At 67.7% G+C, this 18,932-nt stretch carries 11 protein-coding genes; 3 read left to right on the forward strand and 8 right to left on the reverse strand.

Going from position 1 to position 18,932, the window contains the following annotated elements; translation table 11 throughout:
- Positions 1-8 precede the first annotated feature (8 nt).
- The 3 genes from fliQ (at position 9) to AC07S4_RS29210 (ending at position 9,524) form a co-directional block, all read left to right on the forward strand.
- On the forward strand, positions 9-278 hold the full coding sequence (gene fliQ / locus AC07S4_RS29200; RefSeq protein WP_161073670.1) for a flagellar biosynthesis protein FliQ: 270 nt from the start codon (positions 9-11) through the stop codon (positions 276-278).
- 43 nt (positions 279-321) lie between these two features.
- Entirely contained in the window at positions 322-1,197 is an 876-nt protein-coding gene (fliR, locus tag AC07S4_RS29205) for a flagellar biosynthetic protein FliR (RefSeq protein WP_494989930.1), read from the forward strand.
- Positions 1,198-1,274: 77 nt separating this feature from the next.
- On the forward strand, positions 1,275-9,524 hold the full coding sequence (locus AC07S4_RS29210) for an SPM autocatalytic domain-containing protein (RefSeq protein WP_494989931.1): 8,250 nt from the start codon (positions 1,275-1,277) through the stop codon (positions 9,522-9,524).
- An 81-nt stretch (positions 9,525-9,605) separates the two neighbouring features.
- Here AC07S4_RS29210 and flgL read toward each other — a convergent pair whose 3' ends face one another.
- The 8 genes from flgL to AC07S4_RS29250 form a co-directional block, all read right to left on the reverse strand.
- Entirely contained in the window at positions 9,606-10,865 is a 1,260-nt protein-coding gene (gene flgL / locus AC07S4_RS29215) for a flagellar hook-associated protein FlgL (protein ID WP_494989932.1), read from the reverse strand.
- Between the two features lie 35 nt (positions 10,866-10,900).
- Positions 10,901-12,862, reverse strand: coding sequence for a flagellar hook-associated protein FlgK (gene flgK, locus AC07S4_RS29220; protein ID WP_494989933.1), 1,962 nt, complete (start codon positions 12,860-12,862; stop codon positions 10,901-10,903).
- A gap of 97 nt (positions 12,863-12,959) precedes the next feature.
- Positions 12,960-13,958 carry a flagellar assembly peptidoglycan hydrolase FlgJ gene (gene flgJ / locus AC07S4_RS29225; RefSeq protein WP_494989934.1) on the reverse strand — a complete coding sequence of 333 codons (999 nt, stop codon included), beginning with the start codon at positions 13,956-13,958 and terminating at the stop codon, positions 12,960-12,962.
- A 10-nt stretch (positions 13,959-13,968) separates the two neighbouring features.
- Positions 13,969-15,078 (reverse strand): flagellar basal body P-ring protein FlgI, encoded by a 1,110-nt coding sequence (locus AC07S4_RS29230; RefSeq protein WP_494989935.1) that lies wholly within the window; start codon positions 15,076-15,078, stop codon positions 13,969-13,971.
- A 2-nt stretch (positions 15,079-15,080) separates the two neighbouring features.
- A complete protein-coding gene (locus tag AC07S4_RS29235) occupies positions 15,081-15,743 on the reverse strand; it encodes a flagellar basal body L-ring protein FlgH (RefSeq protein WP_494989936.1) in 663 nt (220 codons plus the stop codon).
- A gap of 15 nt (positions 15,744-15,758) precedes the next feature.
- Positions 15,759-16,541 carry a flagellar basal-body rod protein FlgG gene (flgG, locus tag AC07S4_RS29240; RefSeq protein WP_161073677.1) on the reverse strand — a complete coding sequence of 261 codons (783 nt, stop codon included), beginning with the start codon at positions 16,539-16,541 and terminating at the stop codon, positions 15,759-15,761.
- Positions 16,542-16,609: 68 nt separating this feature from the next.
- Positions 16,610-17,353: a flagellar basal-body rod protein FlgF gene (gene flgF, locus AC07S4_RS29245; RefSeq protein WP_494989937.1), complete on the reverse strand. Its 744-nt coding sequence runs from the start codon at positions 17,351-17,353 to the stop codon at positions 16,610-16,612.
- A 20-nt stretch (positions 17,354-17,373) separates the two neighbouring features.
- Positions 17,374-18,927 carry a flagellar hook protein FlgE gene (locus tag AC07S4_RS29250; RefSeq protein ID WP_494989938.1) on the reverse strand — a complete coding sequence of 518 codons (1,554 nt, stop codon included), beginning with the start codon at positions 18,925-18,927 and terminating at the stop codon, positions 17,374-17,376.
- Positions 18,928-18,932 lie beyond the last annotated feature (5 nt).

Consider the following 18,932-nt stretch of genomic DNA (forward strand, 5'->3'; position numbering starts at 1 on the left):
GAGCGCCCATGACACCCGAAAGCGTCATGACGATGGGCCGCGTCGCCATGGAGGTGACGCTGATGGTGGCCGCCCCCATGCTGCTGGTGGCGCTGGTGATCGGCCTGGTGGTGTCCATTTTCCAGGCCGCCACCCAGATCAACGAGGCCACGCTGTCCTTCATCCCCAAACTGGTGGGGATCTTCGTGGCCCTGGTGGTGGCCGGGCCATGGATGCTGTCGGTCATGCTGGACTATATGCGCAGCGTGTTTACCGGCATTCCCGGCCTGGTTAATTAGTGCAGTCGCTGGTGCTGCAAAAAAATAGCGTGGCGGCGGGCTCATGATTACGCTCTCGAGTGCCGATATCAACACATGGATCGCCTCTCTGCTGTGGCCGCTCACGCGGATACTCGGCCTGATCTCCGCTGCGCCCGTGTTCGGCAACCGCAGCGTGCCCACCACCGTCAAGGTGGGGCTGGGCGTGATGCTGGCCCTGATTATCGCCCCGACCGTGCCGGCGCTGCCTGCTGCCGACCCCATGTCCTACGCCGGGCTGCTGATCCTGGTGCAGGAACTGCTGGTCGGCGCGGCCATGGGTTTCACGCTGCGCATCGTGTTCGCCGCCATCGAGATGGCGGGCGAAATCAGCAGCCTGACCATGGGCCTGGGCTTCGCCACCTTCTTCGATCCCAACACCCAGGGCCGCTCGTCGGCCATCAGCCAGTTCCTGGCCCTGGTTGCCACTTTGGCATTCTTGTCCGTCAACGGCCACCTGGTGCTGCTGTCGGCGCTGGCCGAAAGCTTCCAGACGCTGCCCATTTCCGGCGTGCCGGTCAGCGGCGGCGGTTTCAAGCATATGGCGGACTGGGGCGCCCGGATTTTCAGCGCCGGCATGCAGCTGGCGCTGCCCATAGTTGCCGCGTTGCTAATTACCAACATTGCATTGGGCATCCTGACCCGGGCGGCGCCCCAGCTGAACCTGTTCGGCATCGGTTTTCCCATTACGCTGGGCATCGGTTTCCTGGTGCTGGCCATGACGCTGCCCTATATGGCGACCCCGCTGCAGAAGCTGTTCCTGCAAGGCATAGAGAGCGCGCGGCAGTTCCCGCGCAGCTGGGCGGCGCGCGACAATCCGCCCCCGGCGCCGCCTCCGCAGCGGCTGGCGCCGGGCGCCGTTCCGCGTGTTGCGGCGCCGCAAACACCGCCCAAGAATTAGGCAACGGTTACAATCAATTGATTTCCCCAGAGAAATTCCTGGTGTATCATGCTTGAGCCGTCCAGGAGAAAATACCCATGAGTTCCCTCGTCCCCACCCTCAGCACTTACCAAATCGCTTCGTTCACCACGGAGCAGCTCGCCCAATTCACAACGGCCGAGATCCGGGAACTGACGACGGAACAAATGCAGGTTTTGTCCAGCGAACAGCTCAGCCATTTGCTGACGCAACAGATAGCCGCGCTGGAAACCGAGGACCTGGCCGCCCTCACCACCGACCAGATCACCCAATTCACGTCCCAGCAGTTCGCCGTGCTGACCACCAGCCAGGTGGCCGCGCTGAGCACCGACCAGATGCTGGTGATGGAAACGGAAGACGTGCGCGCGCTGCGTTCGCAGCAGATCGCCGCCCTCAACTCGGCCCAGTTCGGCGCCCTGAGCACCGACGCCATCCAGGCGCTGGCCACCAGCCAGTTGGCCGCCCTCGGTTCGCGCCAGGCCGTGGGCCTGACCAGCGACCAGCTGGCCGCCTTCGACAGCCGCCAGCTCAACGCCATCAACCGCAACGCCATCGCCGCGCTGGACACGCTGCAGATCAGCACCTTGGTCACGGCGGCGCTGGCCGGCCTGAACAGCGCCCAGCTGAGCGCGCTGAACTCGCTGCAAGTGCCGGCCCTGACCACCGACCAGATCGTGGCGCTGACCAGCGCCCAGTTCAACAGCCTGCCGGCCGGCTCGCTGCAGCTGCTGGGCACCGACCAGATCATCGCGATCGAGACCAACGACATCGCCGGCCTCACCACGGCCCAGCTGGCCACTTTCAATGCCGGCCAGCTGCAGGCGCTGAGCAGCGACCAGATCGCCGCCCTGAGCACCCTGCAGGTGGCCGCGCTGAACAGCACCACGCTGTCGCGCCTGACCACCGACCAGATCGGCGCGCTGGAAACCAGCGACGTGCGCGCGCTGAGCTCGCGCCAGGTGGGCTTCCTGAGCACCAGCCAGATCGCGGCGCTCAGCACCGCCCAGCTGGCCGCCATGGACACCGGCGACCTGCGCGGCCTGAGCGCGGCGCAGGTCGCCGCCCTCAGCTCCGACCAGCTGATCGGCCTGGACGGCCTGGCGCCCTTCACCACCGTGCAGATCCGCGCGCTGACCTCGGACCAGATCGGCACGCTGGAAACCCAGGACATCGCCAGCCTGGGCAGCCTGCAGCTGGGCGCCCTGAGCAGCGAACAGGTGGCCGCGCTCACGTCCGACCAGATCGTGGCCCTCACCGTCGCCCAGTTCAGCGCCATGGCCACCTCGGTGCTGGCCGCGCTGAGCACCGACCAGATCACCCAGATTGAAACGCGCGACATTGCCGCGCTGCGCACCAGCCAGATCGTCCGCATGGGCAGCGAGCAGATCGCCGCGCTCACGCTGGCGCAGTTCGGCGCGCTCAGCAGCCTGGCCATCGGCGCCCTGGGCAACAACCAGGTCAGCGCGCTGACCTCGGACCAGCTCGACGCGCTGAGCACCCTGGCCGGCATGTCGACCCGCCAGCTGGCGGCGCTGACGTCCGACCAGATCAGCACGCTGAGCACGCGCAACATCGTCACGCTCGACAGCCGCCAGCTCAACGCGCTCAAGGCCGAGCAAGTGGTGGCGCTGGGCAGCGACCAGCTGATCGCGCTGACCACGCGCCAGGTGCAGGGCCTGAACAGCGCGGCGCTGCAGGCGCTCACCACCGACCAGGTGGCCGCGATTGAAAGCAGCGACATCCGCGCCCTGCTGAGCACGCAAATCAGCAAGTTCACCTCGGAGCAGATCGCGGCCCTGACCACCGCGCAAATCGCCGCGCTGAGCACGTCCGCCGAAGCGGCCCTGACCCCGGTGCAGATCGGCGCCCTCAGCACCGACCAGCTGGGCGCGCTGGTGTCGCTGGCCGCGCTGACCTCGCTGCAGTTCCGCGCCCTCACCAGCGACCAGATCGCCGCCTTCAGCAGCGCCAGCATCGCCACCCTGAAAACCTCGCAGGTGGGTGCGCTCAACAGCTCGCAGCTGCAGGCCTTCACCAGCGAACAGCTGGCCGCGCTGACCACGGCCCAGGTGCGCGTGCTGACCTCGGCCGCGCTGGCCGGCCTGTCCTCGGACGCGGTGGGCGCCATGGAAGCGCAAGACATCGCCGCGATGACCTCGCGCCAGCTGCAAGCCTTCTCCAGCGAGCAGCTGCAGGGCCTGACCACCGAGCAGATCTTCGGCCTGAGCACCGGCGCCGCCGCCGCGCTGTCGATCGACCAGCTCAACCAGCTGAGCGCCGGCCAGCTCGACGCCATCGCCTCGCTGGCCGTGCTGGGCACGCGCCAGATTGCCGGACTGAGCTCCGACCACATCCTGGCCATGAACACGGCCGACCTGGCCAGCCTGCGCAGCAGCCAGATCGCCGCCCTGCAGACGGCCCAGGCCGCCCTGCTGAACAGCGACCAGCTGATCGCGCTGACCACGCTGCAGATCCGCGCCCTGAGCAGCACCGCGCTGCGCGCGCTGAGCAGCGACCAGGTGGCCGCGATCGAAGTGGAAGACATCGCCGCGCTGCGCAGCAACCAGCTGTCGACCATGCTGACGGAGCAGATTGCCGCCCTCACCACCGAACAGATTTCCAGCCTGAGTTCAGCCCAGATCAGCGCCCTCACGCCGGCCCAGAAGGCGGCGCTGAGCAGCGAGCAGCTGGCTGCGCTGAGCACGCTGGCCTCCTTCAGCACGGCCGCCATCGCGGCCATGACGACCGACCAGATCGCCTCGCTGGCCGACAACACGGTCGCGCGCCTGAGCACCGCCCAGATCGCCGCGCTGACCTCGGCGCAGGTCCAGGCGCTCACCAGCAACCAGGTGATCGCGCTGACCACGCTGCAAGTGCGCGCCCTGACCGCCAATGAGCTGGCGGCGCTGACCTCGGACCAGCTGCAGGCCATCGAAGTGGTGGACCTGAACGCGCTGCGCACCAACCAGCTCAACCTGCTGGCCACCGACCAGCTCAACGCGCTCACCTCCACCCAGTTCAGCGCGCTGGCCACCAGCGCCATCGCGGCCCTGTCCACGCAGCAGATCGCCGCGCTGGGGCAGAGCAAGCTCGACAGCCTGGTCTCGCTGGCGCCGCTGTCCAGCCGCCAGATCGGCGCGCTCACCACCGACCAGATCGCCAACCTGGCCGACGACAAGATCACCACGCTGAAGACCAGCCAGATCGCCGGCCTGACCAGCAGCCAGATCCGCGCCCTGAGCGGCACCCAGATCATCGCCTTCGACAGCGCGCAGATCCGCAGCCTGACCAGCGCCACGCTGGCCGCGCTCAGCACCGACCAGGTCGCCGCCATCGAGGAGGCCGACATCGCCGTGCTGCTCACGCAGCAGATCCGCGCCCTCAGCACGGCCCAGATCCAGGCGCTGACGGTGCCCCAGCTGCAGAACCTCAGCACCCAGGCCATCGCCGCGCTGACCACCGCGCAACTGAACGCGCTGGACCAGGACCAGCTCGCCGCGCTGAGCACGCTGGCCGGCCTGAACAGCTCGCAGATCGCCGGCCTGTCGTCGGACCAGATCAAGGCGCTCACGCTGGGCCAGGTCGCCGCGCTGCGCACCGGCCAGGTCATGGCGCTGAGCACCACCCAGATCAGCTTCTTCAGCTCGGCCCAGGTGCAGGCCCTGACCAGCACCCAGATGCGGGTGCTGTCGCGCGCCGCCCTCAACGCGCTGCGCTCGGACCAGCTGACCGCCGTCGAGGCCGAGGAAATCGGCCTGCTGACCACCGGCCAGATCAACGGCTTGAGCTCGGCCACGCTGCGTTCGCTCAGCATCGACCAGCTGAGTGCGCTGACCAGCGCCGGCATCGCCGCCATCAGCAGCGTCGCGCTGGCCGCGCTCAACAGCACCCAGATCGACGCCTTCAGCAGCCTGAAAGGCCTGACCTCGGCGCAGATCGGCTACCTCAGCTCGGACCAGATTCACGGCCTGGTCGATGGCGACCTGACCGCGCTGACCACGCGCCAGCTCGGCGGCCTGGGCAGCGCCCAGATCGGCGGCCTCAGCGGCGCCCAGCTGGCCCTGCTGTCGAGCGCGCAGATCCGCGCCCTCAGCCTCAAGGCCATGGACGGCCTGAGCACGGCGCAGATGGCGGCGCTGACGGTGGACGCGCTGCGCATCATGACCACCGCGCAGATCGCCGGCCTGAGCACCACCCAGATCAAGACGCTGGACACCGTCCAGCTGCACGCGCTGACCAGTTCCGCCATCGCGGCCCTGCTGCCTAGCCAGCTGGCCGCGCTGTCGGACGCCCAGCTGGCCTCGCTGGGCAATATCGGCGACTACAACACCACCATGATCGCGGCCATGGGCACCAGCCGCATCGCCGCGCTGGCGCTGGAAGATATCCAGCTGCTCACCACGCGCCAGCTGTACGCCTTCAATTCGCTGCAGCTGGGCGCGCTCACCACGGCGCAGCTGATCGCGCTCGACAGCCGCCAGGTGGGCGGCTTCAACTCGACCGCCATCTCCGGCCTGAGCACCAACCAGATCGCGCAGATCGAAGCGGACGACATCCCCGGCCTGAAATCGACCCAGCTGACGGTGTTGTCCAGCAACCAGCTGGCGGCCCTGACCGTGGACCAGTTCGCCCGCCTGAGCAGTGTCAGCCTGTCGCTGCTGCGCACCGCGCAGATCGGCGCGCTGACCACCAACCAGCTGGCCGCGCTGGCCTCGCTGGGCGGCTTCAACAGCCTGCAGCTGCGCGCCCTGACCTCGTCCCAGCTCGGTTCGCTGAGCGGCGAACGCCTGGCCACCTTGACCTCGCTGCAGCTGGCCGGCCTGTCCAGCACCCAGATACGCCAGCTCAACGCCGACCAGCTCAACGGCCTGGACACGCGCCAGTACGCCACCATGGCCACCCGCCAGCTGGCCGCGCTGAGCACCGACCAGATGGCGCTGATGGCGCTGGACGACCTGGGCGCGCTGCGCTCGACCCAGGTGGGCAGCCTGAGCACGGCCCAGCTGCGCGCCCTGAGCGCCGAGCAGATCAGTTTCCTGTCGACCGCCGGCATCGGCATGCTCAACAGCGCGCAGGCCACCGGCCTGAGCAGCCTGCAGCTGATGGCGCTGACCACCGCGCAAGTGCGCGCGCTGGCCACCCGTTCGCTGGCCGCGCTCAGCACCGACCAGATCGCCGCCATGGAAGTGCCGGACATCGGCGCGCTGCGCAGCCACCAGATCCGCGCCCTCACCACGGCCCAGATCGCCGCGCTGACGGCCGACCAGCTGGCCGGCCTGAACAGCACGCAGATCGCCTCGCTGACCACGGTCCAGCTGGGCGCGCTGAACTCGTCGCAGTTCAACCTGCTCAACGCGCTGTCGCTGCTGTCGCCGCTGCAAGTGGCGGCGCTGCCGACCCAGCGCATCGCCACGCTCGATGAAACCCAGCTCGGCCAGCTGAAAACCAGCCAGGTGGCCGCGCTCACCACGCCGCAGATCGCCGTGCTGAGCACCACGCAGCTGCAAGCGCTGAGCACGGCGCAATGGCGCGCCCTCAGCATCGCCGCGCTGCGCGCCCTGAGCACCAGCCAGATCGCCGGCCTGGACCCGGCCGACCTGGCCGCCCTGGGCAGCGCCCAGTTCGCCAGCCTGCGCACCGAACAGATCCGCGCCTTCACGCCGGACGAAATGGCCGCCCTGACCTCGGTGGAAATCAACGCCCTGACCAGCGCCCAGCTGGCGGCGCTGACCAGCACCCAGCTGGCCCTGCTGCCCGGCTTGCAGGGCTTCGGCCCGGGCCAGCTGGCCGGCCTGTCGAGCGACCAGCTGTCCTCGCTGGACGAGAGCAAGCTGGCCTCGCTGGGCACGCTGCAGCTGGCCGCGCTGGGCAGCCTGCAGATCTCCTGGCTGACCAGCTTGCAGTTGCCGGTGCTGAGCACGGCCCAGATCCGCGCCATCAGCACCACCGCGCTGGGCGGCCTGAACAGCAGCCAGCTGCGTTCGCTGGAAGACGCCGACCTGCAGGCGCTCACCACGCGCCAGTTCGCCAGCCTGCGCACCTGGCAGATCCAGGCGCTCACCGACGCCCAGATGACGGTGCTGACCTCGGCCGAACTGGCCGCGCTGACCACGGCGCAGATGCGCGCGCTGAGCACCAGCCAGCTGCTGGCGCTGCCCAATCTGGAAGGCTTCGGCCTGCTGCAGATGGGCGCGCTGTCCAGCAACCAGCTCGCGTCGCTGGACGAAGCCCACCTGGCCACCATACGCACGGCGCAGTTCGCCGCGCTGACCAGCCAGCAGCTGTCGTGGCTGACGGCCGCGCAGCTGGCCTCGCTCAGCGCCGGCCAGGTGCGCACCCTGACCAGCACCGCGCTGAACGGCCTGAACACGGCGCAGATGCGCGCCATCGAACTGGAAGACCTGGCCGGCATGACCACCGTCCAGATCTCCGGCCTGCGCACCGAGCTGGTGGGCAGCATGAGCAACGAGCAGATCGGCGTGCTCAACTCGCGCCAGCTGGCCAGCCTGAAAGTGGCCCAGGTGGCCGCGCTCAGCACGGCGCAGCTGACCGCGCTGGCCACGCTGGCGCCGCTGACCACGGTGCAGCTCAACGCGCTGACGTCGGCCCAGGTGGCCGCGCTCGACCCGGGCCAGCTCGACACGCTGCGCAGCACCCAGATCGCCGGCCTGAACACGCGCCTGCTGAGCCTGCTGACGCCGACCCAGATCACCAACCTGAACACGCTGCAGGTGCGTTCGCTGCTGGCCACCCAGCTCGGCGTGCTGAACACGGCGCAACTGCGGGCCATCGACCTGGACGACATGTCGGTGCTCAGTTCGGTGCAGCTGGCGGGCCTGAAAACCCAGCAGATCGCCGCGCTCGGCAACGACCAGCTGTCCTCGCTGAGCACGCGCACCATCGCCGGCCTGAGCGTGCCGCAGATCGCCGCCCTGACCACCGCCCAGGTCAGCGCCTTCAGTTCGCTGGCGCCGCTGTCGGCGGCGCAGGTGGGCGGCTTCAACTCGGCCCAGGTGGGCAGCCTGGGCGTGGACCAGATCCTGACGCTGAAGACCAGCCAGATCGCCGCGCTGGGCGTGGCCTTCGCCAACGGCCTGAACGCCGCGCAAATGGCCGCGCTGACCAGCAGCCAGATCAACGCGCTGGGCTCGAAGGCGCTGGCCGCGCTGACGGCCACCCAGCTCAACGCGATGGAAATCGACGACCTGCAAGTGATGCGCAGCACCCAGATCGCGCTGCTCACCACGCTGCAGATCGCCGGCCTGGGCGTGCCGCAGATCACCTCGCTCACCACCAGCCAGATCCGCGCGCTGAAGGTGGCGCAGATCCAGGCGCTGACCACGCAGCAGCTGCAGAACATGACGCTGGTCGAGTTCGGCGCCTTCACGGCCCTGCAGGCCGGCGGGCTCAGCGCCACCCAGCTGGCCAGCATGACGACCGAGCAGATCCACGCCACGCCGCTGGGCAGCCCGCTGCAGCTGGACCTGGACGGCAACGGCATCAGCACCGTGGCCATGGCCGACGGCGTGCAGTTCGACCTGTTTGCCAGCGGCGCGCCGGTGCAGACCGGCTGGACCGCCAAGGGCGACGCCCTGCTGGCCCTGGACCGCAACCAGGACGGCCGCATCAACGACGGCAGCGAGCTGTTCGGCACCAGCACCCGCCTGGCCGACGGCAGCCGCGCCGCCGACGGCTTCCAGGCCCTGGCGGCGCTGGACAGCAACGGCGACGGCGTGGTCGACAGCCGCGACAGCGCCTTCGGCCAGCTGCGCGTATGGGTCGACGGCAACAAGGACGGCGTCAGCCAGGAGGGCGAACTGCGCACCCTGGCCGAAGCCGGCGTGGCCAGCCTGAACACCGGCGCGGCCAAGGCCAGCGAGAAGGACAACGGCAACTGGATAGGCCTGAGCGGCAGCTTCCAGACCACCGACGGCCGCACCGGCGCCATGGCCGACGTCTGGTATCTGACCGACCGCAACGACGGCAAGGCAGCGGCGCCCGCCCCTGCCGCAGCCCCTGCGGCTGCGCCGGACACGCTGCGCGACCAGGTGACGGCGCTGACCAAGGCCTTGTCCGGCTACGGCCAGGCGGCGCAAGACAGCGGCAACGGCGCGCTGTCCTGGCAGGCGCCGGACGCCGCCGGCGTCTCCGCGCCGCCCGCCAGCGGCACGCTGGCGGCCGGTGTGGCCGACCTGGCGCGCCAGCTGCAGCACTTCGGCAATCTGTCGCCGGTATCCGGCGCGGGCTCCGAGCTGGACAGCAGCTGGAAACGCCAGCCGCCGGTGCAGGGCATCCTGGCCGACAAGTAAGGGCCGGAGAACGCAAAAAGGGCGCTGGAAACAGCGCCCTTTTTTTATGCCCGGATACGGCGATGCGGCCGCGCCGCCGGCTTAACCGATGTAATTGAACAGCGACAGCCCGGTCAGCGTTTTGTAGGACTTCTGCGCCGCTTCCAGGTTGATCTGCTGCTGGGTGAACTGGGAAATGGCCTTGATGGTGTCCACCTCGGTCAGATTGGACAGCGTGGTGGCGTACTGGATATTCAGGTCGTCGCCCGAACTGTCCAGGTAATCGAGCTCCTTCATGCGCGCGCCCACCGAAGCGCGCACCGCCAGCAGATTGTCCGACGCGTTGTCGATATTCGAATTGACCTGGTTCAGCGCATTGGTCAGCCGGGCCTGGCCGGCCGCGCCCTCGCCGTCCTGGCGCAGCGCCGTCAGCAGGTCGCGCATGGTCTCGAACACGGACTTCTTGTTGCTCGGGTCCACGGTGAAGGTGTCCAGATCGGCCGGATCGCCCTTGATCTCGAACTGCAGGCCGTCAAAGCTGATGCTCTGGCCGCTGGTGTAGGGGATGGGATCGGGCGGCACCGGATTGGCCGGCACCGGCTGGTTCAAGGTCAGGTCCATCACGGTGTAGGTGGTCACCTTGGGCACGCCCGGGGTGGCCGGTATCACCGAGAAATTGATCGCGTACTGGTGGTCGGTCAGCGCGCTGGTGTCCGTCACCGCGCCGGGCGAGATGATGCCGGTACCGCCGCGGCCGAAGTTGGCCGGGTCCGCGCCGGTCTTGAAGCTGCCGTTGCCGGTGGCGTTGTTCTCGAAAATGGCCGAGCCCGAATCGCTGACGCTGATTTTGCGCGACGAGCCCACTTGCAGGTTGCGCTCGCCCTGGTCGCCCTGGTAGGTGGCGCCGGTGGCGTTGAGCGAGAACGGAATGCTGTCCTTGAAGCCGGAGAAGATGTAGCCGCCCGAACCGTCGGCCGTGTTGGCGATGCCCAGCAAATCCTGCAGCCGGCCTTCCAGCTCCACCGCCAGCGATTCGCGGTCCTTATTCGTCATCGAACCGTTGCCGGCGTTCACCGTCAGGGTCTTGATGTCCTGGAACAGCGCGGTGGCCGAGGCCAGCGCCACCTCCTCCTGCGACAGCGAGGCGCGCGCGTTCGAGCGGTTGGTGGCCAGCTGGGTGTTGATCGACTGCGACTGCGTCACCTCCAGCGCGCGCGCCGAGGCGATCGGATCGTCGGCCGGGGTCAGCACGCGGCGGCCGGTGGCCAGCTGCTGCTGGGTCTTGGCCAGCGAGGTCTGCAGCGTGCCGAGCTGGCCCACGCCGTTGTCGTAAATGGTCTTGGAACTGATGCGCATGGTCATGATGCTTTTCCTTGCTTGCTGCTTGCTTATCTTAACTATCGGCCCAGCGAGATCAGCACGTCGAACAGCGTGCTGGCGATCTGCATCACCTTGCCGGACGCCTGGTAGGCTTGCTGGTAGCGCAGCAGATTGGCCGCTTCCTCGTCCAGGTTGACGCCCGATACGCTTTGCTGGGCATTGCTGGCCTGCTTGACCGCCGCCGTGGCCGCGTCCGCGCCGATCTGCACTTCGCGCGTCTTGTTGCCGACGAAGTTGACCATGGACGCATACGCGCTCTGGTAGGTGGTTTTGCCGCCGTTCAGGATGTTCTTGGCCTGCAGGTCGCCCAGCAGCGTGCCGTTGCGGTTGTCGCGCGTGCCGCCGGTGTTGGGGCTGACGGTGAAACTGTCGGTGTCGGCCGGGGTGCCGCTGATGGAAATGTTCACGCCGCCAAAGCTGATCGAGGCGCCGTCCGTGTACGGTATCGACGGCGTGCCGGCCGGATAGGTGGTGCTCACGCCGTTGGCCGTCACCACCACGTCCTGCGCGGCGGGGAAGCCGCTCAGCGAACCGGTCAGCGCGTCATAGCTCAGCGTGACGGGCGCGGTCAGCGCATTGCCCGCCGTCAGGTAGTTGGTGTCCACCGTGCCGGGCGTGATCTTGCCGTTGCCGGTGTTGCTCAGCGGCGCGTTGGTGACGATGGGCGCGGCCAGCGCGATCTTGCCGACGTCGGTCAGCGAAACCTTGAACTCGGAGGCCGCCATATAGGTCGGACGCACGGCGAAATGGTCGCCCGTGGCCGGGGTGCCGCTGAGCGTGTATTCCACCCCGTCCACCATCTGCGGGCCGGTGGTCTGCGGATAGGTCAGCACGGTGGACTGGCCGTCCGACGCGCGCTTGAGCACGTAGTTGGTGCCGTCGAAATTGAGGTCGTAGTCGCTGCTGGTGAGCGCGCTGGCGTCCTTCACCACGCCGGTCACCACCGCCGTGCTGACCGGGCTGTTGCGCGAGTCCACGCCGATATAGGCGTTGATGTCGGAGAAGAAATTGCCGCCCAGCGCGCCGTTGCGGTCCTGGCCCAGCTGGTGCTGGGCGTTGAAGCTGGCCGCCAGCCCGGCCGCCACCTGGCCCAGCTCGTTGCGCGCGCGGTCCAGCGAGCCGCTGCGGAACTCCAGCAGGCCGCCCAGCGCGCCGCCGGTCAGCGACGATTCCGGCAGCGGCGAAACCTCGTTGTTGGTCTGGTAGCCGATGGTCATGCGGGTGGGGTCGGTCAGCGAAGGCGTGGTGGCCAGCGCGAAATTGCGGTTGCTGATCACCAGCGGCTGGCCGGTGCCGATCGACACCGTCAGCGTGTGCGCGTCGCCCTGGGTCACGGTGACCTTGACCAGCTTGTTCAGCTCGCTGATCAGCTGGTCGCGCTGGTCCAGCAAGTCGTTCGGCGCGCGCGACGGGTCCACCGTCAGGCCGGCGATATCGTTGTTCAGCTTGCCGATCTGCTCGGCGTAGGAATTAATCTGCGTCACGGTGGACGTGATCTGGCTGTTGACCCCGTCGCCGATCTCGGTCAGGCGGTCGCTCAGGCCCTGGAAGCGGGCCGCCAGCGTGTTGGCGGTCGACAGCATGGCGCTGCGCGAGGCGTCGGTGGCCGAATTGGAGCTGGCGTCCTGCACGCCCTTGAAGAAGTCCTGCAGCGCCGGCGACAGGCCGGAGGTGCTGTCGGCCAGCAGGTTGTCGATCTGGCTGATCTGGGCATAGAAGCCGTCCAGGCTGGCCTCGTTCGCTTCCGCGCCGAGCAGCTGCTTGGTCAGGAAATCGTCGTACTGGCGCTTGATCTGGGTCACTTCGGTGCCGGTGCCGACGAAGAAGCCGCCGCTGGCCTCCGGCTGCATATTCGACTGCACGAGGGTCTGGCGGCTGTATCCCGGCACGTTGGCGTTGGCGATATTGTGCCCCGTGGTGGACAGGCCTACCTGGGCCGCCAGCAAGCCGCTTTTGCCGATGCTGAGAAGACTGGACATGGTGTGTTTGCTTTCTGTATATACGTAGTCTACGGCAGCGGCTGCCAAAACTTGAAATGCACACGGGCAACAGTGTGCCCGTCCGCGTTAAACATGGTTACGCCAGCGACTGCTGGATGATGCGCGTGAGCTTGCTGGCGTACTGCGGATCGGTGGCGTAGCCGGCTTTTTGCAGGCCATGCGCGAACTTGCTGGCGTCGCCGGCGCTGGCCAACACTTTCTCGTAGCGCGGGTTGTCGGTGAGTAACTTCGCATAATCCTTGAAACTGTCGGCATAGCTGTCGTAGGCGCGGAAGCGCTCGACTTTCTGCTGCGGCTTGCCGTTGACGAATTCCGTCGTGACGGCCTCGACCGTCTTGCCTTTCCAGCCCGGGCCGGCCTTGATGCCGAACAGATTGTTGCTGTTGCTGCCGTCGCGGCCCTTGATCTCGCGCTTGCCCCAGCCGCTCTCCAGCGCCGCCTGGCCCAGCATGAACTTGGCCGGGATGCCGGTGGCCTTGCTGGCCTCGTCCGCGTGGCTGCCCAGCTTGCTCTGGAAGGCGCGCACGTGGGCCGCCTGCGAGCCCTTGCCGCTGTCCATGGCGGCGGCGCTGCCGCCCGGCACGTCGGCCTGGGCGCCGGCCTTGGCGGAGGCGGCCGCGCCGCCCGCCGCCTCGATGGCGCGCTGCAGGCGGGCCGCCACGGCCGCGCTGGCCAGGCTGCCGGTGTTGGGGATGCCGGACGCGTCGGACGGGGCGGTCTCGCCGCCCAGCGCCAGCGCCTGCTCGTTCTGCTTGGACAATTGCCGCACCAGCACGTCGGACAGGCCCACGCCTTTCTTGGCCAGGTTCTGGCTGGTCTGCTGGTCCAGCATGGAGGTGAACATCTTGGTCTGCTGGTTGTCCAGCATGCCCTCGCCCGGCGACGCTTCGCGCATGCTCTTCATCATCATGTTGATGAACATGGCCTCGAACTGGGTGGCGGCGCCTTTCAGCGCGTCCGGCGAGCCGGCGTTGGCGCCCTTGCGCAGCGCGGCCGCGCCCTTGACGTCGGCGGCCAGGGTGGCGCTGAGGTCGTTGGCGCCGGCGGCGGCGGTGCTGGAGGCTGCTCGTATCATGGCGGCGTCCTCAAATGATCTCGAGTTCGGCGCGCAGCGAACCGGCGGCCTTCATCGCTTGCAGTATCGCCAGCAAGTCCTGCGGCGTGGCGCCGATGGCGTTGAGCGCCTTGACCACGTCGGCCAGCTGGGCCCCGCCCTTGACCAGCATGACCTTGCCGCCGTCCTTCTTGATGTCGATATTGGCGTTCTGCGTGACCACGGTCTGGCCGCCGGACAGCGGGCCGGGCTGGCTTACCTGCGCGTCGGTGGAGACCGACACCGTCAGGTTGCCGTGCGAGATGGCGCAGGTTTCCAGCGCCACCGCCTGGTTCATCACCACCGAGCCGGTGCGCGCGTTCATGATCACTTTGGCGGCCATCTGGGCCGGGTTCACCTGCAGGTTCTCCAGCGTGCCGAGAAAGGCCACGCGCTGGTCGCTGCTCGACGGCGCCTGCACGCGGATCACGCGGCCGTCCAGCGCGTAGGCGATGCCGGCGCCGAATTTGTCGTTGATCGCTTCCACCACCCGGCTGGCGGTGGAAAAGTCGGTGGTGTTCAGTTCCAGCTTGATCTGGTTGCCCTCGCCCAGCGAATTGGCCACCGCGCGCTCGACCGTGGCGCCGCCGGAAATGCGGCCCACGCTCAGGTGGTTCACCACCACCGAGGTGCCGCCGGACTGCGCGCCCACGCCGCCCACCAGCACATTGCCCTGGGCCATGCCGTACACCTGGCCGTCCGCGCCCTTGAGCGGCGTCATCAGCAAGGTGCCGCCGCGCAGGCTTTTCGCATTGCCCATGGACGAGACGGTCACGTCCATCAGCTGGCCCGGCTGGGCGAAGGCCGGCAGCGAGGTGGTGACCATGACGGCCGCCACGTTCTTCAGCTGCAGGGTGTTGGCGGCCGGCAGGGTGATGCCCATCTGCTGCAGCATGGACATCACGGTCTGCACCGTGAACGGGGTCTGGGTGGTCTGGTCGCCGGTGCCGTCCAGGCCGATCACCAGGCCGTAGCCCATCAGCTGATTCTGGCGCACGCCGGCCACGCTGGCCAGGTCTTTCAGGCGCTCGGCGCGGGCCGGCTGGGCCAGCAGGCACAGCGCGGCAAGGGCGGCGGCGAGGAGTTTGCTTGGAGTTTTCATAATCAGAACGGCAGTACGCTGAGGAAGAAGCGCGCCGCCATGGAATTCATTTCGGCGCGGTCGATCTTGGCGCTGGTGCGGTATTCCACGCGCGCGTCGGCCACTGCGGTGGAGGCCACGGTGTTGCCGGTGCCTATGGTGTCCGGGTTGATCATGCCGGAGAAGCGGATGTACTCCACGCCCTTGTCCAGCGCGATCTGCTTCTCGCCCGCCACGATCAGGTTGCCGTTCGGCAGCACCTCGACCACGGTGGCGCCCATGGTGCCGGTGAAGGTGTTGCTGGCGCTCTGGCTGGCGTTGTCGGCGAATTTGTTGTCGGCGCTGGTGGTGATCTGGCTGCCGAAGGTGCCGGCCAGCTGGCCGGGCGCCTTGAAGTTGACGCTGCCGGACTTGCCGCCCGCGCTGGCGCCGCTCTTCACGGCCGAGGTTTTCTCGGTGATGACGATGTTGATCACGTCGCCCACCAGGCGCGCGCGGCGGTCTTCGAAATGCGGACGGTAGTTCTGCACCTGGAAGATGGCGCCGCTGGTCGGCGCGGCCATCTGCGCCTGCGTCAGCGGCCGCGCGGTGGTGGCGCCCTGAACGATGGAGGTCGGCGCGGTGCCGCAGCCGGCCAGAGGCAGGCTCGACACCAGCATGGCAATGATGGGAGTGATCGGTTTCATGGCGGTGCTCCTTGCTTACAGCTGCGACAGCTTGGCCAGCATCTGGTCCGACGTGGTGATGGCCTTGCTGTTGATTTCGTAGGCGCGCTGGGTCTGTATCATGTTGACCATTTCCTCGACCACGTTGACGTTCGAGGTTTCCACATAGCCCTGCAGGATCACGCCGGTGCCGTTGGTGCCGGGGGTGTTGTTCTGCGCCGCGCCGGAGGCGCCGGTTTCCACGTACAGGTTCTCGCCCTTGGACTCCAGGCCGGTCGGGTTGATGAAGGTGGACAGCTGGATGCTGCCGATCTGCTGCGCGGCGGTCTGGCCCGGCAGCGTCACCGACACGGTGCCGTCGCGGCCCACGGTGATGCTGTTGGCGTTGATGGGGATGGTGATGGCGGGCTGCAGCACAAAGCCGCTGGAGGTCACCATCTGGCCGTTGCTGTCGCGCTGGAAGGAGCCGTCGCGGGTGTAGCCGGTGGTGCCGTCGGGCAGCAGCACATTGAAGAAGCCGTTGCCGTTGACCATCAGGTCTTTATCGTTGCCGGTGGCCTGGGGGTTGCCCTGGGTGTGGATGCGCTCGATGGCGACCGGGCGCACGCCGGTGCCCACCTGCATGCCCGATGGCAGCTGCGTCTGCTGCGACGACTGCGCGCCGGGCTGGCGCACGTTCTGGTACAGCAAGTCCTCGAACACGGCGCGCGACTTCTTGAATCCGTTGGTGCTGACGTTGGCCAGGTTGTTGGCAACCGTGTCCATCTGCGTCTGCTGCGCTTCCATGCCAGTCTTGGCTATCCACAGCGATCGTATCATTTGCTTTCTCCCGTAATGGTCGTGGCAGCCGGAGCTTTTTCCACGTCACCATTATGCAGGGTCGGGCATTAAGTCAAAGCGAGGATCTGGGTGGCTTTCGCGGCGTTATTCTCGGCATTCTTGAGCAAGCTCATTTGGGTTTCGAACTGCCGCCCCAGCGAAATCATGTTGACCATGGCGTCCACCGGATTGACGTTGCTGCCCTCGAGCGCGCCGTCCACCAGGCGCACGTTGACGTCCGGATCGGCCGGCAAGCCGCTCGTCTGGCGGAACAGGCCGTCCGTGCCGCGTTCCAGGCCCTTGGTGTCCGGATTGACCAGCTTGATGCGCCCCAGCACATTGGCCGGCCCCGGCTTGGTCTGGCTGGTGTCGATCACGCTGACGGTGCCGTCGGCCGCCACCGCCACCTCGCTTTGCGGCGGGATGGCGATGGGACCGTTCTCGCCCACCAGCGTCTGGCCGCTGGTGGTTTGCAGCAGGCCGTTCTCGCTCACCTTCAGGCTGCCGTTGCGCGTGTACGCCTCGGAGCCGTCGGACGATTGCACCGCCATCCAGCCCTCGCCGCGCAGCGCCACGTCCAGGCTGCGGCCGGTGGTCTGGATGGGACCGGCGCGGAAGTCCGCCCCCACCGTGGAGTCGACCACGAAGGTGCGCGTCGGCAGCCCCTCCGACTGCACCGGCACGGCCCGGAAGGAATCGAGCTGGGCGCGGAAGCCGGTGGTGGTGGCGTTGGCCAGGTTGTTCGACGTGGTGGCCTGCTGCTCCAGGATATGCCTGGCGCCGGTCATGGCGGTGTAGACGAGACGGTCCATTGCTGCCTTCCCTCTTTCTATTAACGCAGGTTGACCAGCGTCTGCAGCACCTGGTCCTGGGTCTTGATGGTCTGCGAGTTGGCCTGGTAGACGCGCTGCGCGGTGATCATGTTCACCAGCTCTGCCGTCAGGTCCACGTTCGAGGTTTCCACCGACGAGGAGCGCAGCTGGCCGTTGGCGCCGGTGCCCGGTATGCCCACTTGCGGCGTGCCCGAGGTCGAGCTCTCGGCCCAGGCGTTGTTGCCCAGCGGCGTCAGGCCGTCGTTGTTGGCGAAGTTCACCAGCACGATCTGGCCCAGCGGACGCGATTTGCCGTTGCTGTACTGGCCCAGGATCACGCCGTCCGCGCCGGCCGCGAAACGCTCCAGGTGGCCGGACGAATAGCCGTCCTGGGTGGACGCTTTTTCGCTGGTGGCGGTGCCGTACTGCGTGGTGCCGGTAAAGCCGGTACTGATGGTCAGTGGCGCGACCGAGCCGGTGTTGGGGAAGATCGGCAGCGTCAGCGTGAACGGCATGCTCTGCGGCGGCACCAGGTTGGCCATGGCGGTCGTGCTCAGCGCGCCCTTTTGATCGAAGATCAGCGTGGCGGCCTTGCTTGGCGGCGCCGAGATGGCCTTCGACAGCGCCAGATTGATGGCGTCCGGATTGGTGCCGACGATGGCGCCCACGTTGGCCGGGTTGCCGGCGCCGCCGTACAGCGCGGCCAGCGCGGCGCTCTGTTCCGGCGTCACGCCGGGGATGGCGTCCAGCACCGCCTGCATGGCAGCACCGGCCGCGTCGGCGTAATCAATCGCCGCCTGGGCGATGGTGGGCAGGTCGCCGCCCTGCACCGCGGCCTGGTAGGCTGCGCGCGCGGCAATCGCGCCGGCATCGGTCGACGCGGCGGCCGCCACCGTGGCGGCGTTCATTTCCAGGCCGTCGCTGGCGACATACACGTCCCAGGTGTTGGCGTCGGTCTTCACATAATAGGTCGACAGCACGTGCGGATTGCCCAGCGTGTCGTACACGTCCAGCACGGTCTGCTTGTTATAGGTCAGCGGGTCCTTGGCGTTGAACGGGATTTTCTCCGGCACCTTGCTGCGCGAATCGAGGTTCAGCTCGTAGTTGGCCTTGGTGGTGGCCACCGGCACCAGGTCGGCCGTGTCGATCTGGATCGGCTCGGGCGCGCCCTGCAGGATCACGCCGTCGGACGTGGCGGGGTAGCCGGTGATGGCATTGCCCTGGGCGTTGATGATGGTGCCGCTCTTATCGAGCTGGAACTGGCCGTTGCGGCTGTATTGCACGCCGCCGCTGGGGGTGGTGGTGCGGAAGAAGCCGCCGCCGTTGATGGAGATGTCCAGCGGGTTGTTCGAGGTTTCGATATTGCCCTGCGTGAACTGCTGCGCCAGGCGCGACACCGACACGCCGATACCGGCATTGTTGCCGCTCACGCCGTTCAGCGAATTGGCGTACAGGTCGGCGAACTGTGCTTGCGAGCCCTTGAAACCCACGGTGCTGGCGTTGGCGATATTGTTGCCGATAACGTCCAGCGATTTGGAAGCGGCGTTCAGGCCGCTGAGTCCTTGTTGGAACATGATTT

The sequence above is a fragment of the Pseudoduganella sp. GW821-FHT05F09 genome (assembly GCF_059419605.1).